Genomic DNA, 25,443 nt, shown 5'->3' with positions numbered 1-25,443 from the left:
CAGGGAGATGGGCCTCGGGGCCGGCCACGATAACCGCTTGCGGTCTCAACGCACTCCTGAGCATGTCTCAGCAATGTCTTCGCGCCCCCTACCCGACCTCGCCGTCTTCGCCCTGGTCGCCGAGCGCCGCAGTTTTCGCGCCGCCGCCCAGGCGCTTGGCGTCACCGCATCGGCCCTCAGCCACACGATCCGCAATCTCGAGGCCCGCCTCGACGTGCGCCTGCTCAACCGCACCACTCGCAGCGTCGCCCCCACCGAGGCCGGCGAGCGGCTTCTCGCCAGGCTTGGCCCCGCCCTGGCCGACATCGACGCGGCGCTGGACGAGGTGGCGATGTTCCGCGACCGCCCGGCCGGCCGCCTGCGGATCAACGTCGCCAGCACGGCCGCGCGCATGCTGCTGGCCCCGCGCCTGGGCGGCTTCATGAACACCTATCCTGACGTGCGGGTCGAGATCGTCTGCGAGGACGCCCTGGCCGACATCGTGGCCGGCGGCTTCGACTGCGGCGTGCGCCTGGGCGAGCGGCTGCAGGCCGACATGATCGCCGTGCCCCTGGGCGGCGAGCTGTCCCAGGCCCTGGTCGCCACGCCGGACTACATCGCCCGTCACGGCGCCCCCAAGGAGCCGGAAGACCTGATGAGCGGCCATCGCTGCCTGCTGGTCCGCCGCGCCTCGGGCCAGCCCTATCCGTGGGAGTTCGAGCGCAAGGGCCGCCTCGTCGTCGTCACCCCGCCGCCGGCCCTGCTCACCGACAACGGCGTCGTCATGCTGGAGGCCTGCCGCGCCGGCGCGGGCCTGGCCTTCCCGTTCCGCGAGGCCGTCGCCGACGACATCGCCGCCGGCCGCCTGGTGTCGCTGCTGGAGGACTGGTGCGAGCCCTTCCCCGGCTTCTTCCTCTACTACCCCAGCCGCCGCCAGCTATCGCCGGCCCTGCGGGCGTTCATCGACTGGATGCGGGGGTAGAGGCCCTCTCTTTGAGAGGGATTTAGCGGCGCCCTCGAAAATTCTCCTCGACCCTGTCGGCATGGCCGGCGTTCCTTCGTCCTCGGGAAGACGCGGCCGCCAGTCGCGAAGGAGGAGGAAACGCCATGCCGAAGATCTCGCCGTTCCTGTGGTTCGACAAAGAGGCCCTGGAGGCCGCCGAGTTCTACGTCTCGATCTTTCCCAACTCGAAGATCGTGTCGGTGAACCGCTACCCCGACGACGTGCCGCCGCCGGCCGGTCCGGGCGGGTCGGTGTCGACCGTCTATTTCGAGCTCGACGGCCAACCCCATGTGGCGCTGAACGGCGGGCCGCATTTCAAGTTCACCGAGGCGATCTCGCTGTCGATCGACTGCGACGGCCAGGCCGAGGTCGACCGCTACTGGGACGCCCTGCTGGCCGGCGGCGGCGCGCCGTCGCAGTGCGGCTGGCTGAAGGATCGCTATGGCCTGTCCTGGCAGGTCACCCCGCGCCAGCTGATCGAATTGACCACCGGCCCCGACAAGGCCGTCGCCGGCCGGGTGTTCGCCGCGATGATGACCATGGGCAAGATCGACGTGCCCACCCTGGAGAAGGCCGCGCGCGGCGAATGATGCATATTTGACCCGGATAATATTGACTCGTATTTTTATCCGGGTGAATTAGGCGGCCACTGTCGAGAGGCCGCCCGATGTCCGTCGCCGAAATCCCCGCCGTCGCCCGCGCCCTGCGGGCGACCTTCGCCACCGACGTAGTGGACGCCGAGACCCGCCTGACCGGCGGGCTCTCGGGCGCGGGCAGCTGGCGGATCAGGGTCGGTGGAATTCCCTATGTGCTGCGGATCGACACGGCCCGCGACGCCGTGCGCGACCCGGCCCGCGCCCAGGCCTGCCAGCGCATCGCCGCCGACGCCCTGCTCTCGCCGCGCGTGCGCCACGCCGATCCGGACGCCGGGCTGACGATCGTCGAATGGATCGAGCCTCGGCTTCTTTCCGACTTTCCCGGCGGCGGCCCGGCGCTGCTGGATGAGCTGGCCCGCACCGTGCGCCTGCTGCACGAGGCTCCGGCCTTCCCGCCGCTGACTGACTATGTCGACGCTCTGGACGGCCTGGTCACCGGGCTTCTAGATCGACCCCTGCTGGCGCCGGAGACACGCGAGCGGACAGCGACGCTGTGGGCCGGGTTGGCGAAGAGCAGCCGTGCGGCCGGCGTCGAGACGGTCTCCAGCCACAACGACCTCAACCCCCGCAACATCCTCAGCGACGGACGGAGGCTGTGGCTGATCGACTGGGAGTCGGCCTTCGCGGCCGACCGCTATATCGACCTCGCCGCCGTCGCCAACCTGTTTGCGCCCTCGCCGCAGGCCGCCGACCGCCTGCTGGCGGTCTATTTCGACGCCCCGCCGACTGATCGCCAGCGCGCCCGTCTGGCGCTGGCCCGGCGGGTCAGCCACCTGTTCTACGGCGTGATGTTCCTGGCCCTGGCGGCCGACGAGCGCCCCGACGCCCGCCTCGCTCCGGGCGTCGCCAGCCGGCCGCTGGTCCAGTTGCACGCCGCTCTGGGCGAAGGCCAGCCCCTGCTGGAGACCTGGCGAGGGCGGCTGGAATACGGCCTCGCCCGGCTCGCCGCAGCGGACCGCTGGACGCGGCGCAGGATCGCGGTCGCCTAAGCCGCCTCGGGCTCGCGCAGCCAGGCCTCGACCGTGGCGTAGAGCAGGTCCTTCTGGATCGGCTTGGCCACATGGTCGACCATGCCGGCCTCGCGGCACTGGGCGATCTGCTGGGGCAGGGCGTCGGCGCTCATGGCGATGATCGGCACGGCCGAGGCCGACCCGGGCAGCGCCCGGATGGCCCGGGTGGCGGTCAGGCCGTCCATGCCGGGCATATGGATGTCCATCAGCACGATGTCGAAGTCGCCGCCGCCCGCCATCTCGACCGCCTGCTGGCCGTTCTCGGCGGTGATCACCTCGCAGCCGGCCAGGGTAAGGAAGGCCCCGCCGATCTCGCGGTTCATCGGATGGTCGTCGACCAGCAGGATGCGCGCGGCGGCGATCCGGCCGCCCGCCGCGGCGCTCACCTGGGGCGCGGCCTCGCAGGGCTGCGCCGCCAGCTCGATCCAGAAGGTCGAGCCCTGGTCCGGATTGGCGCTCATGCCGATGCTTCCGCCCATCAGCTCGACCAGCGCCTTGCTGATCGCCAGCCCCAGGCCCGCCCCGCCAAAGGCCCGGGTCACCGAGCTGTCGCCCTGGCTGAAGCGCTGGAACAGGCGGTCGCGCAGCTGCGGCGGCACGCCGATGCCGGTGTCGGCGATCTCGATCCGCAGCAGGTCGACGCCCTTTCCGGGCGCAACCGCCAGCCGCGCGGTCACCCGGCCGGCCGGCGTGAACTTCACGGCGTTGTTGAGCAGGTTCAGCAGCACCTGGCGCAGGCGGTCGGCGTCGAGGCCGTGATGGCGCCCCGTGTCGCCCGTCATCTCGATCTCAAGCGTCAGCCCCTTGGCGCGGGCGTCCTGGGCGACGATGGCGACGGCGTCGCGCAGCACCGCCTCGGCCCGCGCGGGCGCGACCTGCAACTCCACCCGGCCGGCCTCGACCCGCGAGAAGTCGAGCACGTCGTTGACCAGGGTCAGCAGCGCCCCGCCCGCCCCGTCGATCAGCCCCACGTGCCGACGGGCCTCGGGAGCCAGGTCGTTGCGGTCGGCCAGCAGGCGGGTGAAGCCCAGCACGCTGTTGAGCGGCGTACGGATCTCGTGGCTCATGGTGGCCAGGAACTCGGTCTTGGCCTGGCTGGCGGCCTGGGCGCGGGCCTGGGCCTTGCGGGCCAGGGCCTGGCGCCGCACCAGCAGCCGCTTGAGCCGCTGCTGGTTGGCCAGGGCCAGGGCGGCGGCCAGGCAGGTGAACAGCAGCGCGCTGACCAGGAACTGCAGGGCGTGCATGCGCTCGGAGGCCTGGGCTCGCGTCGCGGCTTCGGCCACGATGCCCAGCACGCTCAGCGGCGCGGCGATGGCCGCCACGATCACCGTCGCCCAGGCCGCGCCCTTGGGCCCCAGCCGGAAGGCCACCAGCACGCCGGCGGGAAACACCAGGAACGGCAAGGTGTGGCCGGGGCGTCCGAAGGCGATCAGCGCCGCGGCCGCGACCATCACGTAGCAGGCGATCTTCTCCCAGACCGGCCGCTCGAAACCGCGCTGGATGCGCGGGTCGAACAGGATCAGGGCGATCGGCAGGCCGGCCGTCATGCCCAGGGCGTTGACGAACATCCAGTTCTTGATCAGCACCGGCAGCGGGACGTTGAGCATCGGGGCGCTGGCGAAGGCGCCGACCACGGCCAGGACGGCGGTGATCGGCAGGGCCAGCCCAACCACCCGCAGGGCCTGGGCCAGGTTCTTCAGCCGCGGCGGCCCGCCGAACGCCTTGCGCAGCACCACCGCGATCACCGCCGCCTCGATGGCGTCGAGCACCGTGAACAGGGCCGTCATCGCCGGCGCCGTGCCGCCCAGGCGATCCAGCAGCACGTGGCAGACGGTCGAGACGGCCAGGAGGATCAGGCTGCGGCGCGGCGTCAGCAGGACGAGGCCGCCGGCCAGCAAGCCGTTGCACGGCCACAGGGTGGCCATGCCCGACGGCCCGCGGGTGAGAAGATCGCAATAGGCAATGGTCACGGCGTAGGCGAGGATCAGCGCCAGCAGCAGGCGCGTCTGCCGCGCCTCGCCCACGAACCGTTTTAAAGCCCACATACGCCTACTCGCGATCCCTTCGTCATCCCCCGACGAAATCGACGGCAGGATCGCGCCCAACCCCGCCTAAACCGTTAAGACGAGACGGGAATTTCTGACGATGGGCGCTTCTAGGCCTTCTTGACGAACTCGGTGCGCAGCACGAGGCCCTTCACCTTGTCGACATTGGCCTCGATCTCTTCGGGATCGCCGGTCAGGCGGATCTTCCTGACCAGGGTCCCGCGCTTGAGGGTCACCCCGCCCGAGCCCTTGACCTTCAGGTCCTTGATCAGGGTGACGTTGTCGCCGTCGGCAAGGATCGCGCCGTTGGAATCGCGGGTTTCGTCGGACATGGAAGGCTCCCTGGGCTCAAGATAAGCCCGCACAAAAAGTACGGGCTTCTTAGAGGCCGCTAGACGAAAGTCCAGGCGTTTCGCCGCCGCGACCTACTTCGCGCGGCCCAGGCACGGCGCGCCGTCCGGCCCGGTGGCGCCGTTGCAGACGCGCTGGGCCAGCATCGACTCCTTGCTCTCGACCAGGGTCTTGGAGCCGTCCTTGGCCCGCTTCAGCGTGAAGGCGTCGTAGAGCTTGCCGGTGGCGGTGTAGGCGGCGAAGCCCAGCGTGTCGGCCGCCACGTCGATCACCTGGTAGAACTCGGTGTCGGCGGCGACCTTGTCGGGCTGGGTCAGGGCGCGGTCGTTCAGGGCGTACATCTTCGAGCCGACCACCGAGACCACATAGACCGGCCCCTGCGGCTTGCCGGCCGCGTGGCGGCTGGCGGCGTCGGCCTTGCCGGCCTCGCTGGTCAGGCGCGCGTAGCAATGGTCGTGGCCCTGCAGCACCAGATCGACCTTGCGGGCCTCGAACACCGGCTTCCAGGCGGCCTTCAGCTTTTCGGTGTCCTGCGGGCGGGCGCAGGTGAAGATCGGCTGGTGGAAGGTGACGATGTTCCACCTGGCCTTGCTGGCGGCCAGGGTCTGGTCCAGCCAGCGGGTCTGGGCCTCCAGCGCGCCCAGGTCGAGGGCGGCCGTGCCGTCCAGGATGATGAAGCGAACGCCCTGGTAGTCGACGTAGTAGGTCGTCTCCTTAACGGGCTCGGCGCCGTTGGCCGGCAGGGCGAACTGCAGCGGCCAGTAGGGACCAAGCTTGCGACTCTCGGCCCCGTCGGGCTTGGTCACGTCGACATATTCGTGGTTGCCGGTGGCCGGCAGCTGCGGAACGGTCGAGAAGTTGTAGGCGCCGGCCGCTGTCCACTCGCCCCACTCGTCGTCGTGGTCGAGGTCGTCGCGCTGGGCCACCAGGTCGCCGGCGTGCAGCACCAGGGCCGGCGCGGCGGTCGACTGGAAGCCCTGGCGGATCACCCGCGAGCCGATCGGCAGGATGCCGTTCTGGGTGTCGCCCAGATAGAGGAAACGGAACGGCCGGAACGTCGCCGCGGCGGTGTGGAACTGCAGCCACTCGCTCCAGCCGTCGGCGCCCTTCACGCGGTAGACATAGGCCGTATCGGGCGACAGGCCCGTCAGGCGGGCCTGGTGATAGAGGGCCGGGCCGTTGGCGCTGTCGATCGCCTTGCTGGTCCCAGACAGCGTGCTGGCGTGGAAGGCCAGGCTGGGGCCGTCGATGGCCGGGGCCAGCTGGATCTCGGCGCTGGCCTGGCGTGGATCGGTGCGCCAGGCCACGGCCATTTCGCGCGAGGGATCAGCGCCCGCGGTCAGCACGATGCGGTCGGGCAGGCCCTTGGGCTTGAACGGCAGGCCGGGCGAGCGCGGAACGGGCTGGGCGGCTTCCTGGGCGAGACCCGGCGTCGTCGACAGCGCCGCGAGCCCGATCGCCGCCGCACCGACCAGAAGTTTCCGCAGGCTCATGACATTCCCTCCGCCGACTGACGACCCCACCGCCGCCGCCCCGCGCTACTGCCCGGGTTCCGTGACAGATTGACGAAGATCCACCGCTCCTACCCCTTCTTCCCCAGCGGGTGCTTGGTGCGCACCACCTCGGCCAGATGCTCGCCGGCCACGTGGGTGTAGATCTGGGTGGTGCCGATGTCGGCGTGGCCCAGCAGGGTCTGGATCACCCGCAGGTCGGCCCCGCCCTCCAGCAGATGAGTGGCGAAGGCGTGGCGCAGCACGTGGGGGCTGACCTTCTCGCGGTCGACGCCGCCAGCAATGGCCGCGTCCTCCAGCAGTTGCGACACCCGCCGCGCCGTCAGCCGTCCGCCCTTGCCGCGCGAGGGGAACAGCCAGGGGCTGTCCTTCTGGCCCTTTGGCAGGAATTGCAGCCTTCCCTCCAGATAGGCCTTCACCGCCGCGCGGGCCGCGTCGTTCAGCGGGGCCAGACGCTCCTTGCCGCCCTTGCCCTTGACCATCAGGAAGGCCGGATCGCGGGCCAGCGCCGACAGCGGCAGGGCCAAGAGCTCGCTGATCCGCAGGCCCGAGGCGTAGAGCAGCTCGATGATGCACGACAGGCGCAGGCCCTGGGCCCCGTCCTTGTCGGAAGCCGCCGCCAGCAGGGCGTCGATCTCGGCCCGCGACAATACCTTGGGCAGGGGCCGGCCGGCCTTGGGAGCCACGACGCGGCGCGACGGATCGTCGGTGCGCCAACCCTCCCCCAGGGCGAAGCGATAGAACTGCCGCACGGCGGAGCGTCGCCGCGCCGCCGTGGCCGGCGACAGGCCGCGCGCGCCGAGGTCCTGGAAATAGGCCTCGATGGTCCCTGCGTCTGCCGTGTCGAGATCGTCGTTCTTGCCGCCCAGAAAGCCACGGGCGTCCTCGAGGTCCTTCTTGTAGGCGCGCAAGGTGTTGGCGGCGGCCGCGCGCTCGACCGCCATCATCTCGAGGAAGGCCTCGACCCAGCCCCCGGCCTTTCCGCTCATTTCTTCTTCGCAGCCGGCTTGGCGGCGGCGGCGGGCTTTGGCGAAGCCGGCGGCGCGGGCAGCAGGCCCTCCACGGCCAGGGCCCGGGCGTCGGCGGAGAGGCCCGCGCGGTTCAGGGCCGCGACGATGCGGCCGCGGTCGGCGGCCGAGGGTCCCGCGACGCCGGCCTCGGCGGCGACCGACAGGGCCAGCACGGCGGCCTCGCCCTTGCGGCCGGCGGCGGCCGCGCTGTCCAGCAGCGCCAGCCGCGCGGCCGAAGCGTTCGACTTACCCGCCTCGAAGCTTGCGAAGGTCGTACGGTCCTCGGGGCTCAGCGCTCCGCCCAGGGCCTGCAGCACCACGGCGGCTGGCTGGGCCGGCGACTTGGCTCCGCCGCTGGCGCCCAGCTCCACGAGCCGGTCCAGCGCCTGGTCGGTCGAGCCGCCCGAGCTCGCGGCCAGGGCGGCGTCGAACAGGGCCAGGTCCTGGTTGCCCACGCCGGGTATGGCGTCGCCCGTCATCTTGCCGCGAATGGCCTGGGCGGTCTTGACGTCGCCCGCCGTCAGGGCCGCGCGCAGGAAGAGGCCAGGCTCGGTGATCGGCGCGTCGGCGGCGACCATGGCCGCGATCAGCGGGGCGGCGGCGCGAGCGGCGGCGGCGAAGTCCGCGCCGGGCTTTGCTGATTTCAGGAACGCCCAGTCCGAACCTTGAGCGGCGGCCAGGTCGTCGGCCGGCGGCGCCAGAACGCCCCGGGTGGCCGGCGTCGCGGTGGCCGAGGCGGCCTGGACGTCGAGCCCCAGCTTCCTGGACAGGGCGTAGTTGATGCCGGTGCGCAGATTGGCGCCGCCGGTCGGCGCGGCGCCCGACAGCAGGGCCGGCATCAGCCGGGCGTAGTCGGCGTCCTTGCCCTGCTGCTGGGCGAGGTTGAAGGTCAGTTGGGCCTCGGCGGTCTGGCCCGCCCGCGCCTGGCAGAAGGCCCGCAGCCGCAGCCAGTAGCCCGTTCCGCGGTCGGCGCTCAGCGCATCGGCCACGGCGCAGGCGCGGTCGTCGTCGCCGGCGATCAGGCTGGCCTCGGCGGCGGCCATGGCCAGGGCGGCGTTTTGGTCGAGACCCGGCGTGCGGTCCATCACCCGCTTGGCGCCGGCCGCCTCGCCCAGGGCGATCAGGGCCAGGGCCCGCGTCCCGCCCATCTCGGGATCGTCGCCGACCCCGGCGGGCGCTCGCGCCCCGGTGGCCAGCACCCGCCGTGCGAACTCGGCGAAGGCCGGCGACAGCGGCTTGGCGGCCAGCCTGGGCAGGGTCTCGCGCATCAGGCCCGGCGAGGCGTCCTTCCACAGGTCGCCGGGCAGGCCGGTGTCGGCGGCCGGATTGGAGAACAGGTCGGGCGGCGCCAGCGTGGACACGGCCACGTCCTGGGCGTGCGCAGAGGCCGCGACGGCGAGAACGGAAACGGCGGCGGCGAGCGCCAGCGGGGAACGCGGGGAGAAAGCCATGACTCCCACTATGGCAAGGAAGCGCGGCAGGCAGAAGACGGTTGGACGGCGATAGAGCGGCGAAAGGGCGTAACCGCGGTCGCCCATAAATGCTTGCGAGGGGCCCAATTTGGGTCCAAAGCGCGAATGTGCAGCTTACCTAGCGTGAGCTTGAGCCTCTGGGGGGCTCCATACGTCCATCAGTGCGGACGGGAGTGGTCGAGCCGCGTCGATCATCCACGGGAGCCCCCAATGCCCTCCACCCTGTCCGACACCCGAAAAGCCGTCAGTCCGCTGGCGCGGCTGTGGCTGCTGCTGCTCGGCGCGGTCATCGTGGCCGCGGGTCTGTTCTTCGTGATCGGCGGCGGCAAGCTGCTGGCGCTGGGCGGCAGTCCCTACTTCGTGCTGGCCGGCGTGGTGCTGGCCGCGGCCGGCGTGCAGATCTGCCGGGCCAGGACGACCGGCGCCCTGCTGTTCGGGGCGGTGTTCGTCGTCACGGTGATCTGGGCGCTGTGGGAGTCGGGCTTTGCGTTCTGGCCGCTGATCTCGCGCCTGCTGGCCTTGAGCGTCGGTGCGGCCGTGGTGGCCTTTTCCTATCCGCTGATGGCCCGGGCCAGCGGCAAGCCCCCGGCCCTGGTTCCCGCCCTGGCGACCGGCGCGGTGCTGGCCCTGGGCGCGGCGGCGGGCTTCACCGCCATGTTCTTCCCCCATCCCACCGTGGCCTTCACCGGCGCGGCCGGCGGTCTGATCCCGGTCGATCCGGCCAAGGCCCAGAAGAACTGGGAAGCCTACGGCAACACCCCCGGCGCCAGCCGCTTCGTGGCCCTGGACGAGATCACCCGCGATAACGTGGGGGGCCTGAAGGTCGCCTGGACCTACCGCACGGGCGACGTGGCGGTCAGCGACGGCAACGGCGCCGAGGACCAGAACACCCCGCTGCAGGTCGGCGACACCGTCTATATCTGCACCCCGCACAACAACGTCATCGCGCTGGACGCCGACACCGGCGCCGAGAAGTGGAAGACCATCGTCGACGCCAAGGCCTCGGTCTGGATGCGCTGCCGGGGCCTGGCCTATTTCGACGCCGGCGCGCCGCTGCTGCAGCCGACCGCCGCCGGTGCCAGCCCCATCCTGGCCGCGACCATCCCCGAAGGCGCGCCCTGCCGTCGCCGCATCCTGATGAACACCATCAACGCGGTGCTGATGGCCTTCGACGCCGACACCGGCAAGGCCTGCCAGGACTTCGGAACCGCCGGCCGCGTCGACCTCAAGGCGGGCCTGGGCGACGCGCCCGACCCGCAGTACCAGGTGACCGCTGCCCCGACCCTGGCCGGCACGACGATCGTCGTCGGCGGCCGCATCGCCGACAACGTGCAGGTCGACATGCCCGGCGGCGTGGTGCGCGGCTTCGACGTGATCACCGGCGCCCTGCGCTGGGCCTTCGATCCGGGCGATCCGTCGATCACCGGCGCGCCGCCGGCCGGCAAGACCTACGCCCGCTCGACGCCCAACGTCTGGTCGTCGATGTCGTACGATCCCTCCTCCAACACAGTGTTCATGCCGGTGGGCAGCGCCTCGGTCGACCTCTACGGCAAGACCCGCAGCGCGCTCGACCACCGCTACGGCGCCTCGATGCTGGCGCTGGACGCCACGACGGGCCGCGAGAAGTGGGTGTTCCAGACCGTCCACAACGACCTCTGGGACTTCGACGTGCCGATGCAGCCCAGCTTCATCGACTTCCCCAAGGCCGGCGGCGGCAGCGTTCCCGCGCTCGTCTTCGGCACCAAGGCCGGCCAGCTCTACGTGCTCGACCGCGCCACGGGCCAGCCCCTGACCAAGGTCGAGAACGTGCCGGTCAAGGCCGCCGACATTCCCGGCGAGCCCTATGCCCTGAGCCAGCCGCGCTCGACCGGCATGCCGCAGATCGGCGCCCAGACCCTGAAGGAAGCCGACATGTGGGGCGCCACGCCCTTCGACCAGCTGCTGTGCCGCATCGCCTTCAAGGGCATGCGCTACGAGGGTCTCTACACCGCGCCGGGCACGGACAAGTCGCTGAGCTTCCCCGGCTCGCTGGGCGGCATGAACTGGGGCGGCCTGTCGACCGACCCGACCACCAACACCATCTTCGTCAACGACATGCGCCTTGGCCTGTGGGTCCGGATGATCCCGCAGGACACCAGCAAGGCCGCGGCCGCCGGCGGCGGCGAGGCGGTCAATACCGGCATGGGCGCCGTGCCGCTGAAGGGCACGCCCTACTCGGTCGACAAGAACCGCTTCCTGTCGGTGCTGGGCATTCCCTGCCAGGCCCCGCCCTACGGCACGATGACCGCCGTCGACATGACGACCCAGAAGATCAAGTGGCAGGTTCCGGTCGGCACCGTGCGCGACACCGGTCCGCTGGGGATCAAGATGGGCCTTCCCATGCCGATCGGCCTGCCCACCCTGGGCGGCAGCCTTGCCACGCAAGGCGGCCTCGTCTTCTTCGCCGGCACGCAGGACTACTATCTGCGCGCCTTCGATTCCGCGGCCGGCAAGGAGGTCTGGAAGGCCCGCCTGCCGGTGGGCAGCCAGGGCGGCCCGATGAGCTATCGCTCGCCCAGGACCGGCAAGCAGTATGTGGTGATCACCGCCGGCGGCGCGCGCCAGTCGCCCGACCGCGGCGACTACGTGATCGCCTACGCCCTGAAATGAGCAGGCTGGTCGAACGGCTGGGCTCCGCCGCCGGACTGGCGGCGGCCCTGGCCTGCGCCTCGCCGGCCCTCGCCGGCGAACGCACGAGCCTGACCGGCGATTGGGGCGGGGTGCGCACCGATCTGGCCGAAGACGGGATCGCCTTCCGGGGCGACTACGTCTCGGAGACCTTCAGCGTGCTGGACGGCGGCCTGCGACGCGGCGGCGGCTACACCCAGCAGATCCGCGTCGGCGCCGACTTCGACCTCGACAAGCTGGCCGGCTGGCCGGGCGCCATCGTCCACGTGACCTTCAATGACCGGCGCGGCAAGGGCGTGTCGTCCGACGTGGTCGGCAACCGCCTGCCGATCCAGGAGGCCTATGGCGGCCAGTATACGCGACTGACCGAGCTTTCCATCGAGCAGCAGCTGGACGGCGGGCGGCTGGACCTGCGGGCCGGCTTCTTCGCCATGGGCAACGACCTGGGCGGCATGGCCATCGGCTGCAACCTGGTCAACGCGGCCTTCTGCGCCCACCCGCTGTCGATGTCGGGCGACAGCGGCTGGTACAACTATCCCAACGCCCGCTGGGGCGTGGCGGCGCGCTATGCGGTTCGCCCCGACCTGCTGGTGCGCACCGGCGTCTATCAGGTGAACCCGGCGCTTAACGACAAGGCCAACGCCTGGCGTCTGTTCGCCTCGGGCTCAACCGGCGTCATGCTGCCGCTGGAGGTGGAGTACGACCGGAGCGGAAAGGGAGGCCTGCCCGGCCACTACAAGCTGGGGGCCTATTACGACAGCTCGCGCGTCACCCGTCAGGGCGAGACTGGAACGGTGAAAGGTCGCTACGGCGTCTACCTGCTGGCCGACCAGATGATCTGGCGGCAGGGAAGCGGCAATCGGGGCCTGTCGCTGTTTGGCCAGTTCACCAGCAATCCCAAGGCCTCGGCGCCGATCACCCGCTGGTACGAGGCGGGCTTGGTCAAGACCGGCACGTTCCGGGGCCACGACGCCGACACCGTCGCCCTGGGCCTGATCCACGCAAGGCTCAATCCGCGCCTGCGGCAGGCCTATGCCGACACCGCCGCTTCGCCGGTCGATCACGCAGCCCTGCCGGCCGGCGAGACCGCGATCGAACTGAGCTACGGCTGGCAGGCGACCCGCTGGCTGACCGTGCGCCCCGACGTGCAATACATCATCGAGCCCGGCGCCTTCAGCTATCGCGACACCCCAAACGCCCTGGCCGTGGGCGCGCAGGTCAAGGCGCAGTTCTAGTGGGGCGGGGTCGGGGCGAGAACAGGCCGCTCCCGCCCCCTCCCCCAAAACTAACGCCCGCCCCAGGAATAACCGCAGGTCCAAGCGTGGCGGCGGGGGCGCGGGTCGTGTATCGGGGGATCGACCATGACCGCCGACCTCGCCCCGCCCCGCCATCCAGACCTCCGTGACCGGACCATCGTGCTGGTCGGGCTGATGGGCGTGGGCAAGTCCAGCGTGGGCCGGCGCCTGGCCAATACGCTGGACCTGCCGTTCCGCGACGCCGACAACGAGGTCGAGCGCGCCGCCGGCCGCTCGATCCCCGAGATCTTCGCCGAGATGGGCGAGGAAGCCTTCCGCGACGGCGAGCGCCGGGTCATCGCCCGCCTGCTGGACGAGCCGCCGCACGTGCTGGCCACCGGCGGCGGGGCCTTCGTCAACGCCGAGACCCGCGCCCTGATCAAGGACAAGGCCATCGCCGTCTGGCTGAAGGCAGACCTGGAGCTGCTGGCCCGCCGCGTCGGCCGCAAGGACGGCCGTCCGCTGCTGAAGAACCGCGACCCGATGGACGTCCTGCGCGAGCAGGCCGTGACCCGCTACCCCGCCTATGGCGAGGCCCACCTGACCGTCGAGACCGGCGACACGCCCCACATGGTGGCCGTCGAGGCCGTGATCGCCGCCTTGCAGGGCCGCCTCGCCGCCGCGTCCGCTACCGGAGAGTAAGACCGTGATCCGCACCGTTCCCGTGGGCCTGGGCGATCGCGCCTACGACGTCGTCATCGGCACGGGCCTGATCGACAGGGCCGGCGAGCACGTGCTGCCGTTCCTCTCCAAGCGCAAGCGCTGCGCCGTGGTCACCGACGCCAATGTCGGCGAGCACCATGTGGAGCGGCTGTCGGTGTCGCTGGAGAAGGCCGGCGCCTCGGTCGACGTGATCGTGCTGCCGCCGGGCGAGGAGACCAAGAGCTTCGAGGGCCTGGCCCACCTGTCGGACCAGCTGCTGGCGCTGAACCTGGAACGCGGCGACATGATCGTGGCCTTCGGCGGCGGCGTGATCGGCGACCTCGCCGGCTTCGCGGCGGCGATCTACAAGCGCGGCGTCGACTTCATCCAGATCCCGACCTCGCTGCTGGCCCAGGTCGACAGCTCGGTCGGCGGCAAGACCGCCATCGACACCCCGCGCGGCAAGAACCTGATCGGCGCCTTCCACCAGCCGCGCCTCGTGCTGGCCGACCTGGACGTCCTGGCCACCCTGCCCGCCCGCGAGCTGGCCTGCGGCTACGCCGAGGTGATCAAGTACGGGCTGCTGGGCGATTTCGACTTCTTCGAGTGGCTGGAAAAGAACGTCCACGCCGTCCTGGAGCGCGATACGGAAAGCCTGGTCCGCGCCGTCGGTCGCAGCGTCGAGATGAAGGCCGAGATCGTCGCCGAAGACGAGAAGGAGGCCGGCCGCCGCGCCCTGCTCAACCTCGGCCACACCTTCGGCCACGCCATTGAGGCCGAGATGGGCTTTGGCGACGCGCTCAAGCACGGCGAGGCCGTGGGCGTGGGCATGGCCCAGGCCTTCCGCTTCTCGGCCGCGCAGGGCCTGTGCCCGGCCCAGGACGCCGTCCGCGCCGTGGCCGCCATCAAGGCCGCCGGCCTGCCGACCACCCTGGCCGAGGTGCGCAGCCAGCCCTTCGGCGCCGACGCCCTGATCGCCCACATGGGCCAGGACAAGAAGGCCGAGGGCGGCGCCCTGACCTTCGTGCTGGTGCGCAGGATCGGCGAGGCCTTCGTGGCCAAGGCCGTCGATCCGGCCCCGCTGCGCGCCTTCCTGCTGACCGAGGGCGCGGCGGGCTGAGACCCGCCGTCTGGCCGCCCCGCTGCGTGGTCCAAGGGGAACGAGGCAGGCGTTTCATGTCGTCGCTTCCCTGGAAGCCAAGCTTGTTTACGATCGGCGGAACCGCTCTGGTTCCGGCGCGTTGAGGACGACGCGCCGTGTTGTCGGCGTTGGGGTCTAGGGGGGAGCCTAGGTGACCGTTTTGGAGGCCGACGCGGTGTCAGCGACGGAGGAGATTGCCGATCTCCGCCGACGGCTGGCCGAGGCGCAGGCGGCCCATGCCGACGAGGTGCGCCGCAACCAGGCGTTCAGCCGCATCGCCGCGGCGATCGGCGCGCACCAGAGCCTTGGCGAGACGGTCCAGGCCGTGATCGACGGCGGGGTAGAGCTGATCGGCGCCCAGTTCGGGGCCTTCTTCTACAATGTCGTCGACGAAGCCGGAGAGAGCTACATGCTCTACGGCCTGGCCGGCGCGCCGCCCGAGGCCTTTTCCGACTTTCCGATGCCGCGCAAGACGGCGATCTTCGCGCCAACCTTCGACGGCACGGGCGTGGTCCGCTCCGACGACGTGACGGCCGACCCGCGCTATGGCCAGAACGCGCCGCGCAAGGGCATGCCCGAGGGCCATCTGCCGGTGCGCAGCTATCTGGCCGCGCCGGTCAAGACCTCCGACGGCCTAGTGCTGGGCGGCCTCTTCTTCGGCCACCGCGAGCCCGGCAGGTTCGACGCGCGGGCCGAGACGGTGATCGTGGGCCTGGCCGCCCAGGCCGCCGTCGCCATCGAGTGGAGCCGGGCCGGCCAGGCCGGCGACCGCGAGCTCACCGAGCGCCGCCGCACCGAGGAGCGCCTGAAGTTCGCCCTCGACTCCGGGCGCCTGGGATCCTGGGAGCTCGACGTCGAGACCCGCGCCTACGACGCCTCCGACATCTGCAAGTCGAACTACGGGCGCACAGCCGACGAGGACTTCGGCTTCGACGACCTGGTGGCCACCATCCACTCCAGCGACCGCGCACGAATGCTGGCCGCCATGGACGAAGCCATCCGCACCGGGGGCGACTACGATATCGAGTACCGCGTGGTGATCCCCAGCGGCGAGACGCGCTGGGTGCACGCCCGCGGCCGGGCCGCCGTGCGCGACGAGACGCCGGTGATCGGCGGCGTGCGGCGCATGGCCGGCGTGTCGCTGGACGTCACCGAGCGCAAGCGCGCCGAAGAGCGCCAGCGCCTGCTGCTCAACGAGCTGAACCACCGTGTCAAGAACACCCTGGTCACCGTGCAGTCGATGGCCGCCCAGACCCTGCGCGCCGCCGACGACCTGGACGCCTTCCGCGAGGCCTTCGAGGCCCGGCTGATCGCCCTCTCGCAGACCCACAACCTGCTGACCGAGCAGAACTGGGAAAGCGCCAGCCTGCGCGAGATCGTCGACGCCGAACTGGAGGCCTTCGCCGGCCGCGAGCGGCTGGACTTCGACTACGACCGCGACCTGCGCCTCAACCCCAAGGCCACGGTGGCCGTGGGCATGGCCGTGCATGAGCTGGCCACCAACGCCGCCAAGTACGGCGCCCTGTCGACGCCGGAGGGCCGCGTGAGCATCGCCTGGACCATCGCCCCGCCCGAGGCGCCGGGCCGGCTGGTCCTGCGCTGGACCGAGCGCGACGGCCCCGCCGTCAACGCGCCGACCCGGCGCGGCTTCGGCGCCCGCCTTCTCGAGAAGGGCCTCGCCGGCGAGTTGTCGGGCGTGGTCCGTCTCACCTATGATCAATCAGGCTTGGTCTGCGCCATGACGCTGCCCCTCGCCGCCCTGGAGCCGTGAAACAGATGAAGACCCTCGCCGCCCTGAAGGTACTGGTTGTCGAAGACGAAGCTCTCGTCTCGATGCTGGTCGAGGACATGCTCGGCGATCTCGGCTGCGAGGTCGTGGGCCCGGCCGCCGAGATCGAGGAAGCCCTGCGCCTGGCCGGCTCGGCCGAGATCGACGCGGCCCTGCTCGACGTCAATCTCGGTGGCCGCCCGATCTTCCCGGTGGCCGACGCCCTGAAGGCGCGCGGCGTGCCCTTCGCCTTCGCCAGCGGCTATGGCGAGGCGGGCCTTACCGAACCGCACAAGGGCTCGCCCGTGCTGCAGAAGCCGTTCCGCGAGGCCGACCTGCGCCGCGTGCTCGAAGGCCTGGCCGCCCAGGTCGCCTGAGGCCGGCAAGGCTGCTTTCCGCCAGCGATCCGAATACGCAAACGCCCGCGCTCGCGCGGGCGTTTTCATGTGCGCGTCGCCACGCGCCGGACCGCGGGGCGACGAAAAAGGGGCGGCGCTTGCGCGCCGCCCCCTGTCCGTCCGGATGACCGTCGCGCTTAGAAGCGACGGGTCAGGCTCACGAAAGCCTGACGGCCGATGTAGTCGTACTGGGTCGCGAAGGCGTAGCTGCCAACGCGGCCGTAGGTGTAGTTGCCGCGGTCGGCCAGGGCCGGCGACACCTTCGGCGGCGCTTCGTTGAACACGTTGCTGACGCCGACCAGGCCTTCCCAGGTATCGGTGCGGTAACGCAGGGACAGGTGGTGGTACCACATGGCCTCGGCGTGGTTCTTGCCGCGGTAACGCGCGCCTTGCGGCGTGGTGTAGTTCGACGGGGCCGAGATGTCGGTGCCGAACTGGTAGTCGTAGTTCGACTGGTGGCCGACGAACTCGGTCGACCAGGTCAGGGTCACGTCGTTCCAGCGGTAGCGGGCCTGGGTGTTGCCCACGACCTTCGGCTCGCCGATCAGACCGTTGAAGTCGTCGGTGTTGCCCGGGAACAGTTCCTGGGTGTCCTCCAGCGTGTAGCTGAATTGGGTTTCCAGGGTGAAGTTGCCCGGCCCGACGTCCTGCGAGTAACGCGTGGTCAGGTCGATGCCGCGGCTCGTCTGCGAGACGATGTTGCGGAAGCTGCCGTCGATCTCGGTGATCCCGTAGCGGGTCGACGAGCCCACGGTCAGGTCACGCGTGAACAGGCTGCAGAACGGGTTGGTCGGGAAGTCGGCGGCGGCGTAGCACTGACCGACGACGGCCGCGCCGTTGCTGGTGACCTGGTCGTTGACCTCGATCTCGTAGTAGTCGACCGCCACGCTCAGGTCGGCGAACTCCGGCGTCCAGACGAAGCCGGCGCTGAAGGCCTTCGACTTCTCGGGCTTCAGGTTCTCGCCGCCGCCCGTGGTGATGAACACCGAGGGGTTGGCGCCGGTGTAGTTGCCCGGGATGCCTTGAGCGGCGCAGTTCTGGGCCACGACCGGGTTGATCACCGAGGTGCCGTCGCCAGCCCAGCGGATGCAGGGGTCGACCGAAGCCTGGCTCAGATAGCCGCCCTGGTCGCCCAGGAAGCGTTCGAACAGCGCCGGGGCGCGGAACGAGGTGCCGTAGCTGGTGCGCAGGCGGTACTGATTGCTGAGCTGCCAGTTCAGGCCGGCCTTGTAGGTCGAGTTCGAACCGTACGACTTGTAGTCCGAATAACGGCCCGACAGGTTCAGCGTCAGGGCTTCCACCGCCGGCAGGCCCTTCAGCAGCGGGGCTTCCAGTTCGCCGTAGGCTTCGGTGACGGCGTCGTCGCCCTTGGTGCGGTTGGCCGTGGCCAGGTTGTAGAAGTTCTGGTTGGCCAGGTTGGCGCCCGGCTTGTCGTCCAGTTCGTCACGACGGTAGGACACGCCGAACGCGCCGGCGAGCTTGCCGGCCGGCAGGGTCAGGATGTCGCCCGAGATCTGGCCTTCGACGATCAGCTGGGTGTAGTCGGTGACGCCCTTCTCGGTCAGCTTGAGGTAGGCGTAGTCTTCCGGAGTCAGGTTGCCGGTGCGCAGGACCTGATCGGAGAACAGGTTCACCGCGTGGCAGTTGGAGAGCGTATAGCCGAAGCCGGTGCAGTAGGGGGTGTAGGTCGCGGTGTCGGCCCAGTCGCCGCCGATCGAGGCCAGGAACAGGTCGCTGTTGATGCCCGTCAGCGAGTATTCGCCGCGGTTCTTCGAGTAGCTGACATAGGCGTCCCAGTCCCATCCGGTCAGGAAGCCGAGGCCCTGGCCGAACTTGCCGCGCAGGCCGGCCAGACCGCGGAACACCTTGACGTCCTGCTTGAAGACGTAGGGCGTCAGCACCAGCGACTGCGGGACGAAGGTGTTCGGCGCGATACCCGAACCGGCGCAGTTGAACGGGTTAACTTCGCACGGCGCATTTTCCCAGATGTAGGGGAACAGCTGCTGCACGTTGGTCTGCGACGACTTGCGCTGGTGGCCCAGGAATTCGCCGTACAGCTCGCCGAAGTTCAGGTCGTACTGGCCTTCGGCATAGAGGGTGTAGCGCTTCACCGGCGAGATGAAGTCCGAGGCCGCGTCGAGCGAGTTGACCGAATCGCGGTCGTTCAGCGGCGCGAAGCGATAGCCCGGCATGGCGGGGTCGGCGGCGGCGGCGGCCCAGAAGGGCTGGTTGGCGGCGTAGGCCGGGCCGTCGGTCGAGATGCGCGCGCGGCTGCCGTAGAACGCGCCGGTCGCGCCGACGGTGACCGGGATGTAGTTGAACAGCGCGCCCGAGGCGCCGAAGCACTTGTAGGTGCCGGTGTCGACGTCGATCCAGTCGTTGCGCTGGCCGGTGACGGGATCGAAGGTGTACTGCTCCTGGCAGTTCAGGTCCTTGCGGTCGCCGTACTTCAGGGCCTTCTGCTCGTAGTACTGGCCGCTGATCAGGAAGCGACCGCGGTCGAGCACTTTGCCGTAGGCGCCGCTGAAGGTGTATTCGTTGCCGCCGTCGCCGCCGCCGCCGAAGCGGCCCGAGGCTTCCAGTCGGCCGCCGTCGAGGTTGGTGCGGGTGATGACGTTGACGACGCCGGCCACGGCGTCCGAGCCGTAGACCGACGAAGCGCCGTCCTTCAGGATTTCATACCGTTCGACGATGGCGTCGGGCAGGATGTTCAGGTCGACGGCCGCGACGGCGCCCTGCGTGCCGGCCGGCGGCAGGCGGCGGCCGTTCAGCATGACCAGGGTGCGTTGGTCGCCCAGGCCGCGGATCGACACGGTGTTCACGCCGCCGCCGCCGTTGACGACGAAGCCGGTGAACTGGTTGTTGATCTGGGTCGAGCCGGCGGCCACCGAGGCGCTCTGCAGCACTTCGGTCGGGTTGATCATGCCGGCCAGCGACGAGCTTTCGGCGGTGATCACCTGCACCGGCGAGGCGCTGTTGTATTCGCTGCGCTTGATGCGCGAACCGGTGACGATCAGTTCGTCGACTTCGGTGCCGTCGGCCGGCGCGGCGGTTTGCGCGGCCGCAAAGGTCGGCGCCGCGGCGGCGGCCATCAGGCCGACGATCATGCTCGTTCCCAGCAGGAACTTACGTTGCAACATTTCTACTCCCCTCGAGCCCCAGACTCGGAAAAATCAGCCGGCGGCAGCGAACTGCACGCCCGGCGCTACCTTCAGTAGGCTCGGGGAAACCGTCCCGGCAACGTTGTTTGCCGAAAATCCGCGCATTCTTGCGAAAACCGTTACAACATGATCACACTTCAGCCATGTTGATGCGTCCGGAACGACGTTTTGGGGGTGAGTTGCGCGCCCGGTAGGCGCGCGTCTTCACATGAACGTTTTCCTGACGTGCATTAGGCGTTCGGCGCCCGTGCGGCGCGAATCGCAAGCAAATGGGGTGCTTGAGTGAAGTCGAAGAACAGATTCGCCTGGTCGGTCGCGGCGGCCGCTCTGGGCTTGTGCTTGATTACCGGGCACGCTGACGCCCGAGTGACCAATCCCGGCGCCCCCTCCGCCCGCGAACTCACGCGCTTCCCGGGAATCACTGGCGTGGTGATCTCGCCCGACGGCAAACACATCGCGGCCCTGATCTCGGCCAACGGCGACGAACAGGTCATCGGGGTCTGGGAAACCGACCACATCGACCGCCCGCCGGCGATCCTCAGCTCGGCCCGCATGGCGTTCAAGAGCGTCGAGTTCATCAAGAACGACCGCCTGGCCGTCATCGTGCAGCAGACCTACACGATCGGTTCCAGCAAGGGCCACCTGGCCAAGCTCTACATCACTGACCTGAAGGGCGAGAAGTGGAACCCCGCCCTGCCCGAAAGCCGGGCCCGCTCCGAGAACGCCGAGCTGGAGAAGAACCTCCTCAACCCGGAAATTCTCGACCGCCTGCCGCACGATCCGCGCAAGATCCTGGTCGTCGACGACAATGGCGACGTGTTCAAGGCCGACGTCTATTCGGGCACGGCCGACCGCGTCGAGCGTGGCTCCGAGCGCTTCGGCAACCTGCAGACCGACGCCAAGGGCGAGATCCGCGCCAAGACCGAGATCGACTACCAGGACGGCAAGGCGTTCTACGTCCAGTGGATCAAGAACCCGGCCACCGGCCAGTTCGAGGAGCACTTCCGCTCGTTCCTGAAGGACCGCAACGTGTTCGGGATCTCGGGCTTCTCGAGCGATCCCAACATCGTCTACGTGCAGGGCGTCCGTAACGGCGACAAGGCCGGCATCTACGAATACGACATCCGCACCAAGACGTTCCTGGAGCCCGCCTTCGAGCACAAGATGTTCGACGCCAGCGGGGTCTTCGAGGACATCGACGGCAAGCTGCTGGGCTTCGGCTACGAAGACGCCGCCGGCAGCACCTACTGGACCGACCCGCAGCTGGCGGCCATGAACAAGGGCCTGCGCGCCGCCCTGTCGATCAAGATGGTCCCGCAGGACTGGACCGATCCGGGCACCGGCCAGACGGCCAAGATCAACGTCGCCGACGGCGCCGACGTGCGGGTGGCCAGCTGGGCGGACGACCGTTCGGTGGCGATCATCCAGAAGTCGGGCCCCAAGGATCCGGGCGAGTACTATTTGCTGACCAAGGACGGCAAGCTCAGCCTGCTGGGCAAGGCCCGTCCGTGGATCAAGGCCGAGACCCTGGGCGACACGCGCCTGGTGCAGTACGCCGCCCGCGACGGCCTGATGATCCCGGCCTTCCTGACCACGCCGCCGGCCGCGTTCGGCAAGGGCCCGTTCCCGACCATCATCATGCCCCACGGCGGCCCCTGGGCCCGCGACCACCTCAGCTGGGACGTCGCCGGCTGGGTGCAGTACTTCGCCTCGCGCGGCTATGTCGTGCTTCAGCCGCAGTTCCGCGGTTCCGAGGGCTGGGGCCGCAAGCTCTGGACCGCCGGCGACAGCGAGTGGGGCCAGAAGATGCAGGACGACAAGGACGACGGCGCCAAGTGGCTGATGGGCCAGAACATCGCCGATCCGAACCGGACGGTGATGTTCGGCTACTCCTACGGCGGCTATTCGGCCCTGGCGGCCACCATCCGCCCCAACGGCCTCTACCAGTGCGCCGTCTCCGGCGCCGGCGGCAGCCTGGCCGACATGAAGCGGGTCACGGCCGAAAGCCGCATGATGCGCGAGTATCAGCGTCCGTTCGTCGGCGGCCTGGACGCCATCAAGATGGCCGGCGAGGCCAAGATTCCGGTCTTCCTCTATCACGGCGACCGTGACACGAACGTCGACATCAAGGATTCCGAGCGCTTCATCGCGGGACTGAAGTCGGCGGGCAAGCCCTACAAGTGGCTGGAGATCAAGGACATGGGCCACGGCTACGTGACCATGACCCCGGCCATGATGGAGACCCAGCTGGTCGAGATCGAAAAGTTCTTCCAGAACGAGTGCAAGCCCGGCGGCCTCTGAGCCGCCATGGCGGAACGGAAAGGGGCGGCTCGCAAGAGCCGCCCTTTTTCGTCGCCCTCAGCGCCCCTTGGGCGGGGCGACCGAGAAGTCCATGTCGAACAGGGTCGGCACGTCGGTGATCCTGGCCCGCTCGATGGTCAGCAGTCTGGCCTTGGTGGTCGCGCCGCCGTCGGCGCTGAAGCCGCCCATCCTGCCGTCGGCGCCCAGCACCCGGTGGCAGGGCACGACGATCGGCCAGGGGTTCTCGCCCAGGGCCTTGCCCACCGCCCGCATCGCGCCCGGCTCGCCCATGGCCTTGGCCACCTGGCCGTAGGTCGAGGTTTCGCCGGGGCGTATGGCGCGGGCGATCTCGTAGACCCGGCGATTGAAAGGCTGCACCACCGTCAGGTCCAGCGCCACGTCCGAAAGGTCGTCGCGCCCTCCGGCCAGCAGGTCGATGATGCGGTCGGCCGCCTCGTCCACCTCGACCGGCGGAGCGGTTTCGACGGCGTCGGGATAGCGCTTGCGCAGCCGCGCCCAGGCCGCCCCCGGCGCGGTCTCGGGCAGCTGCACGCCGAGCAGTCCGCCCGCGCCCCACGCCAGGCCGCAGCGACCGATCGCCGTCTCGAAAAGCATGAAGCCCTGTCCCATCGCCCCTCAGATTAACACCGCTGTTGCCGGACGCGAGGGCCGGCCTCTACCTTTCCACGATCCTGCTTCGGAGACCGCCTTTGCGCCGCACCGCCCTGCTCGCCGCCGCCTTCGCACTCGCCCTGCCCGCAGGTCCGGCCCTGGCCGGCGACATCCTGGTCCACGGCGGGCCGATCCATACCGGCGTGGCCGGCGCCCCGCCCGCCGAAGCGGTGCTGATCCGCGATAGCACCATCGCCTTCGTAGGCCCGCTGGCCCCCGCCCGCGCCAAGGCCGCCAGGGACGTCCGCGACATCGACCTGAAGGGCGGCGCGGCCTATCCCGGCTTCGTCGACGCCCACGCCCACCTCACCGGCATCGGCCTGCGCGAGCTGACGCTCAACCTCGACAGGACCGACTCCGTCGAGGCCCTGGTCGCCGCAGTCCGCGCCCATGCCCAGGCCCATCCCGGCGACGCGCCGATCTACGGCCGCGGCTGGATCGAGACCCACTGGCCCGAAAAGCGCTTCCCCAGCCGCGCCGACCTCGACCGCGCCGCCCCCGGCCGCATCGTCGTGCTTGGCCGCGCCGACGGCCACGCCGTGGTCGCCTCCAGCGCCGCCCTGGCCAAGGCCGGCCTGACCCGAGACACCAAGGCCCCGGCCGGCGGCCAGATCCTGCGCGACGAGACGGGCGAGCCCACCGGCATGCTGGTCGACCATGCCCAGGCCCTGGTCGAGGGCGTGATCCCGCCGCCGTCCCCCGCCCTCAAGCGCCAGGCGCTGGAGACGGCCGGCAAGCTCTACGCCTCGCGAGGCTGGACGGGCCTTGGCAATATGAGCGTCGAGGCGCCCGACCTCGACCAGCTGCGCCAGCTGGCCGCCGAGGGTCGCTTCTCGCTGCGCGTCGACAACTACATGGACCCGGCCGGCGCCGCCGAGGTGCTGGAGACCGGCCCCAGCGCCGACCCGACCGGCCTGATCCGCCTGCGCGGGATCAAGCTCTACATGGACGGCGCCCTGGGCTCGCGCGGGGCGGCCCTGCTGGCGCCGTACAGCGACGCCGAGGGTCTGGGCCTGGTGCTCACCGAGCACGGCCAGGGCCTGGCCCTGATGCAGAAGGCGCGGGCCGTGAACGCCCAGGTCGCCATGCACGCCATCGGCGATCGCGGCAACCGCATGGTGCTGGACTGGTTTGGCGAAGCGCTGGGATCGGACACCGGCCGCCGCTGGCGGATCGAGCACGCCCAGGTGGTCGACGCCGCCGACCTGCCGCGCTTCTCCAGACTGGGCGTCGTGGCCTCGATGCAGCCCAGCCACGCCATCGGCGACCTCTATTTCGCCCCTGCGCGCCTGGGCAAGGACCGCCTGAAGGGCGCCTATGCCTGGGCCGATATGCTCAAAAGCGGCGCGGTCGTCGCCGCCGGCTCAGACGCGCCTGTCGAGGTCGGCGACCCGCGCATCGAGTTCTACGCCGCCGTCGCCCGCAAGAGCCTGACCGGCTTCTCCAACGCCGACTGGCATCCCGAAGAGGCCGTCAGCCGCCAGCAGGCCCTGCGCATGCTGACCTGGGCGCCAGCCTACGCCGCCTTCGCCGACCAGCAGCGCGGCACGCTGGAGGCCGGCAAGGCCGCCGACCTCACCGCCTTCGATCGCGACTTGATGACCGTGCCCGAAGCCGAGATCCTGAAGGCCCAGCCGATCCTCACCGTGGTCGACGGCAAGGTGGCGTTCGAACGGTAGGAGGCGCTACCAGGCCAGCAGCGCCAGTCCCGGAACGTCCTGAAAGCCAGCGGGATTGCAGGTGACCAGTGTGGCGCGGTGGGTCAGGGCCTGAGCCGCGATCATCCGATCAAGGATCTTGCGACGGGAGTAGCCCGTCGCCTGCACGATTGATCGATAGGCGTCGGCCGCTTCCGCGCCGAAATCCAGCACCGGCAGAACGTCCAGCATCGCGTCCAGCCGGGCTCGGCGCACGGCCACGTCCGCCAACTCGCGATAGACGCCGCCTTCGAGCTCGACACGCGAGACAATGGACAGCAGCACAGCGCCGTCCAGCCCCGCGACCTTGGCCGAGATGGCGGGATCGCCGTCTCGCAGGTGGATCGCAACGTTGGTGTCGAGGATGAAGGCGGCCACTTCAGAGCCCGGGACGCTCGGGGAAATCCTCGTCGTCGCGCACTTCTACAGTGCTCGGCTTCGGGAGCGCAGCCAGGCGCTTCACTAGATCCTGAACCGTGCCACGCGCCGGATAGATCGTCAGCACGTCACCCGAGCGCACCAGGGTGAGTTCGGTCTCCTCGGCGAACGCCACCTCCTTGGGCAGACGAACCGCCTGACTGTTGCCGCTTCGGAAGGTCCGAGTGCTGGACTTGGTCATTCGCATCTCCAAGTATGCACTCGTATATACAACGAGTAAGCGCCT

20 protein-coding genes are annotated in these 25,443 nt (G+C 70.0%); 11 read left to right on the top strand and 9 right to left on the bottom strand.

Going from position 1 to position 25,443, the window contains the following annotated elements:
* Positions 1–73 precede the first annotated feature (73 nt).
* The 3 genes from DDF67_RS01235 (at position 74) to DDF67_RS01225 (ending at position 2,627) form a co-directional block, all read left to right on the top strand.
* Entirely contained in the window at positions 74–961 is an 888-nt protein-coding gene (locus DDF67_RS01235) for a LysR family transcriptional regulator (RefSeq protein ID WP_109099154.1), read from the top strand.
* 125 nt (positions 962–1,086) lie between these two features.
* Complete coding sequence (locus DDF67_RS01230) at positions 1,087–1,572, top strand: VOC family protein (RefSeq protein WP_109099153.1); 486 nt, start codon at positions 1,087–1,089, stop codon at positions 1,570–1,572.
* A 77-nt stretch (positions 1,573–1,649) separates the two neighbouring features.
* Positions 1,650–2,627 carry a phosphotransferase gene (locus tag DDF67_RS01225; protein WP_109099152.1) on the top strand — a complete coding sequence of 326 codons (978 nt, stop codon included), beginning with the start codon at positions 1,650–1,652 and terminating at the stop codon, positions 2,625–2,627.
* On the opposite strand, the gene DDF67_RS01220 is transcribed toward DDF67_RS01225, so the two are convergent.
* From DDF67_RS01220 to DDF67_RS01200, 5 genes are all read right to left on the bottom strand, one after another.
* Positions 2,624–4,693, bottom strand: a complete 2,070-nt coding sequence (locus DDF67_RS01220; RefSeq protein ID WP_109099151.1) for an ATP-binding protein — start codon at positions 4,691–4,693, stop codon at positions 2,624–2,626. The genes DDF67_RS01225 and DDF67_RS01220 overlap by 4 nt on opposite strands.
* A gap of 110 nt (positions 4,694–4,803) precedes the next feature.
* Complete coding sequence (locus DDF67_RS01215) at positions 4,804–5,025, bottom strand: alkylphosphonate utilization protein (RefSeq protein WP_109099150.1); 222 nt, start codon at positions 5,023–5,025, stop codon at positions 4,804–4,806.
* A 93-nt stretch (positions 5,026–5,118) separates the two neighbouring features.
* Positions 5,119–6,537 carry a purple acid phosphatase family protein gene (locus DDF67_RS01210; protein WP_109099149.1) on the bottom strand — a complete coding sequence of 473 codons (1,419 nt, stop codon included), beginning with the start codon at positions 6,535–6,537 and terminating at the stop codon, positions 5,119–5,121.
* 89 nt (positions 6,538–6,626) lie between these two features.
* Positions 6,627–7,544: a site-specific tyrosine recombinase XerD gene (locus DDF67_RS01205; protein ID WP_109099148.1), complete on the bottom strand. Its 918-nt coding sequence runs from the start codon at positions 7,542–7,544 to the stop codon at positions 6,627–6,629.
* Positions 7,541–9,016, bottom strand: coding sequence for a hypothetical protein (locus tag DDF67_RS01200; RefSeq protein WP_199229110.1), 1,476 nt, complete (start codon positions 9,014–9,016; stop codon positions 7,541–7,543). Before DDF67_RS01200 ends, DDF67_RS01205 begins: the two co-directional genes overlap by 4 nt.
* A gap of 231 nt (positions 9,017–9,247) precedes the next feature.
* Here DDF67_RS01200 and DDF67_RS01195 point away from each other — a divergent pair, with 231 nt between their 5' ends.
* The 6 genes from DDF67_RS01195 (at position 9,248) to DDF67_RS01170 (ending at position 16,927) form a co-directional block, all read left to right on the top strand.
* Positions 9,248–11,686, top strand: coding sequence for a membrane-bound PQQ-dependent dehydrogenase, glucose/quinate/shikimate family (locus tag DDF67_RS01195; RefSeq protein WP_109099146.1), 2,439 nt, complete (start codon positions 9,248–9,250; stop codon positions 11,684–11,686).
* Complete coding sequence (locus DDF67_RS01190) at positions 11,683–12,939, top strand: carbohydrate porin (protein ID WP_109099145.1); 1,257 nt, start codon at positions 11,683–11,685, stop codon at positions 12,937–12,939. Before DDF67_RS01195 ends, DDF67_RS01190 begins: the two co-directional genes overlap by 4 nt.
* 126 nt (positions 12,940–13,065) lie before the next feature.
* On the top strand, positions 13,066–13,641 hold the full coding sequence (locus tag DDF67_RS01185) for a shikimate kinase (RefSeq protein WP_109099144.1): 576 nt from the start codon (positions 13,066–13,068) through the stop codon (positions 13,639–13,641).
* 4 nt (positions 13,642–13,645) lie between these two features.
* The gene (aroB, locus tag DDF67_RS01180; RefSeq protein WP_109099143.1) at positions 13,646–14,761 is read left to right on the top strand and encodes a 3-dehydroquinate synthase; all 1,116 of its coding nucleotides are present in this window, start codon (positions 13,646–13,648) and stop codon (positions 14,759–14,761) included.
* Positions 14,762–14,933: 172 nt separating this feature from the next.
* Positions 14,934–16,553 (top strand): HWE histidine kinase domain-containing protein, encoded by a 1,620-nt coding sequence (locus tag DDF67_RS01175; protein WP_109099142.1) that lies wholly within the window; start codon positions 14,934–14,936, stop codon positions 16,551–16,553.
* A 5-nt stretch (positions 16,554–16,558) separates the two neighbouring features.
* Positions 16,559–16,927, top strand: a complete 369-nt coding sequence (locus DDF67_RS01170; protein WP_109099141.1) for a response regulator — start codon at positions 16,559–16,561, stop codon at positions 16,925–16,927.
* A 158-nt stretch (positions 16,928–17,085) separates the two neighbouring features.
* On the opposite strand, the gene DDF67_RS01165 is transcribed toward DDF67_RS01170, so the two are convergent.
* Entirely contained in the window at positions 17,086–20,088 is a 3,003-nt protein-coding gene (locus tag DDF67_RS01165; RefSeq protein ID WP_109099140.1) for a TonB-dependent receptor plug domain-containing protein, read from the bottom strand.
* 447 nt (positions 20,089–20,535) lie between these two features.
* Between DDF67_RS01165 and DDF67_RS01160 the strand changes: the two genes are divergently transcribed.
* Positions 20,536–22,410 carry an alpha/beta hydrolase family protein gene (locus DDF67_RS01160; RefSeq protein ID WP_146197923.1) on the top strand — a complete coding sequence of 625 codons (1,875 nt, stop codon included), beginning with the start codon at positions 20,536–20,538 and terminating at the stop codon, positions 22,408–22,410.
* A gap of 57 nt (positions 22,411–22,467) precedes the next feature.
* Here the strand turns inward: DDF67_RS01160 and DDF67_RS01155 are convergent, their stop codons facing one another.
* A complete protein-coding gene (locus DDF67_RS01155; protein ID WP_109099138.1) occupies positions 22,468–23,040 on the bottom strand; it encodes a methylated-DNA--[protein]-cysteine S-methyltransferase in 573 nt (190 codons plus the stop codon).
* A gap of 80 nt (positions 23,041–23,120) precedes the next feature.
* Between DDF67_RS01155 and DDF67_RS01150 the strand changes: the two genes are divergently transcribed.
* Positions 23,121–24,761, top strand: a complete 1,641-nt coding sequence (locus DDF67_RS01150; protein WP_109099137.1) for an amidohydrolase — start codon at positions 23,121–23,123, stop codon at positions 24,759–24,761.
* A 6-nt stretch (positions 24,762–24,767) separates the two neighbouring features.
* Here the strand turns inward: DDF67_RS01150 and DDF67_RS01145 are convergent, their stop codons facing one another.
* Both DDF67_RS01145 and DDF67_RS01140 read right to left on the bottom strand, forming a co-directional pair.
* A complete protein-coding gene (locus DDF67_RS01145; RefSeq protein ID WP_109099136.1) occupies positions 24,768–25,157 on the bottom strand; it encodes a type II toxin-antitoxin system VapC family toxin in 390 nt (129 codons plus the stop codon).
* A 1-nt stretch (position 25,158) separates the two neighbouring features.
* Positions 25,159–25,398 carry an antitoxin gene (locus DDF67_RS01140; RefSeq protein WP_109099135.1) on the bottom strand — a complete coding sequence of 80 codons (240 nt, stop codon included), beginning with the start codon at positions 25,396–25,398 and terminating at the stop codon, positions 25,159–25,161.
* Between the last annotated feature and the right edge of the window lie 45 nt (positions 25,399–25,443).

Origin of the sequence: Caulobacter endophyticus, from assembly GCF_003116815.1 — a bacterium.
GTDB lineage: Bacteria > Pseudomonadota > Alphaproteobacteria > Caulobacterales > Caulobacteraceae > Caulobacter > Caulobacter endophyticus.
Note: the sequence above shows the minus strand (reverse complement) of the source record. Positions and strands in the feature narration are given on the sequence as shown.

Bases quoted from the DNA above. Each gene is read 5' to 3' on its own strand.
- DDF67_RS01235 (WP_109099154.1), top strand. From the start codon at position 74: ATGTCTTCGCGCCCCCTACCCGACCTCGCCGTCTTCGCCCTGGTCGCC.
- DDF67_RS01230 (WP_109099153.1), top strand. From the start codon at position 1,087: ATGCCGAAGATCTCGCCGTTCCTGTGGTTCGACAAAGAGGCCCTGGAG.
- DDF67_RS01225 (WP_109099152.1), top strand. From the start codon at position 1,650: ATGTCCGTCGCCGAAATCCCCGCCGTCGCCCGCGCCCTGCGGGCGACC.
- DDF67_RS01220 (WP_109099151.1), bottom strand. From the start codon at position 4,693: ATGTGGGCTTTAAAACGGTTCGTGGGCGAGGCGCGGCAGACGCGCCTG.
- DDF67_RS01215 (WP_109099150.1), bottom strand. From the start codon at position 5,025: ATGTCCGACGAAACCCGCGATTCCAACGGCGCGATCCTTGCCGACGGC.
- DDF67_RS01210 (WP_109099149.1), bottom strand. From the start codon at position 6,537: ATGAGCCTGCGGAAACTTCTGGTCGGTGCGGCGGCGATCGGGCTCGCG.
- DDF67_RS01205 (WP_109099148.1), bottom strand. From the start codon at position 7,544: ATGAGCGGAAAGGCCGGGGGCTGGGTCGAGGCCTTCCTCGAGATGATG.
- DDF67_RS01200 (WP_199229110.1), bottom strand. From the start codon at position 9,016: ATGGCTTTCTCCCCGCGTTCCCCGCTGGCGCTCGCCGCCGCCGTTTCC.
- DDF67_RS01195 (WP_109099146.1), top strand. From the start codon at position 9,248: ATGCCCTCCACCCTGTCCGACACCCGAAAAGCCGTCAGTCCGCTGGCG.
- DDF67_RS01190 (WP_109099145.1), top strand. From the start codon at position 11,683: ATGAGCAGGCTGGTCGAACGGCTGGGCTCCGCCGCCGGACTGGCGGCG.
- DDF67_RS01185 (WP_109099144.1), top strand. From the start codon at position 13,066: ATGACCGCCGACCTCGCCCCGCCCCGCCATCCAGACCTCCGTGACCGG.
- DDF67_RS01170 (WP_109099141.1), top strand. From the start codon at position 16,559: ATGAAGACCCTCGCCGCCCTGAAGGTACTGGTTGTCGAAGACGAAGCT.
- DDF67_RS01165 (WP_109099140.1), bottom strand. From the start codon at position 20,088: ATGTTGCAACGTAAGTTCCTGCTGGGAACGAGCATGATCGTCGGCCTG.
- DDF67_RS01155 (WP_109099138.1), bottom strand. From the start codon at position 23,040: ATGGGACAGGGCTTCATGCTTTTCGAGACGGCGATCGGTCGCTGCGGC.
- DDF67_RS01140 (WP_109099135.1), bottom strand. From the start codon at position 25,398: ATGACCAAGTCCAGCACTCGGACCTTCCGAAGCGGCAACAGTCAGGCG.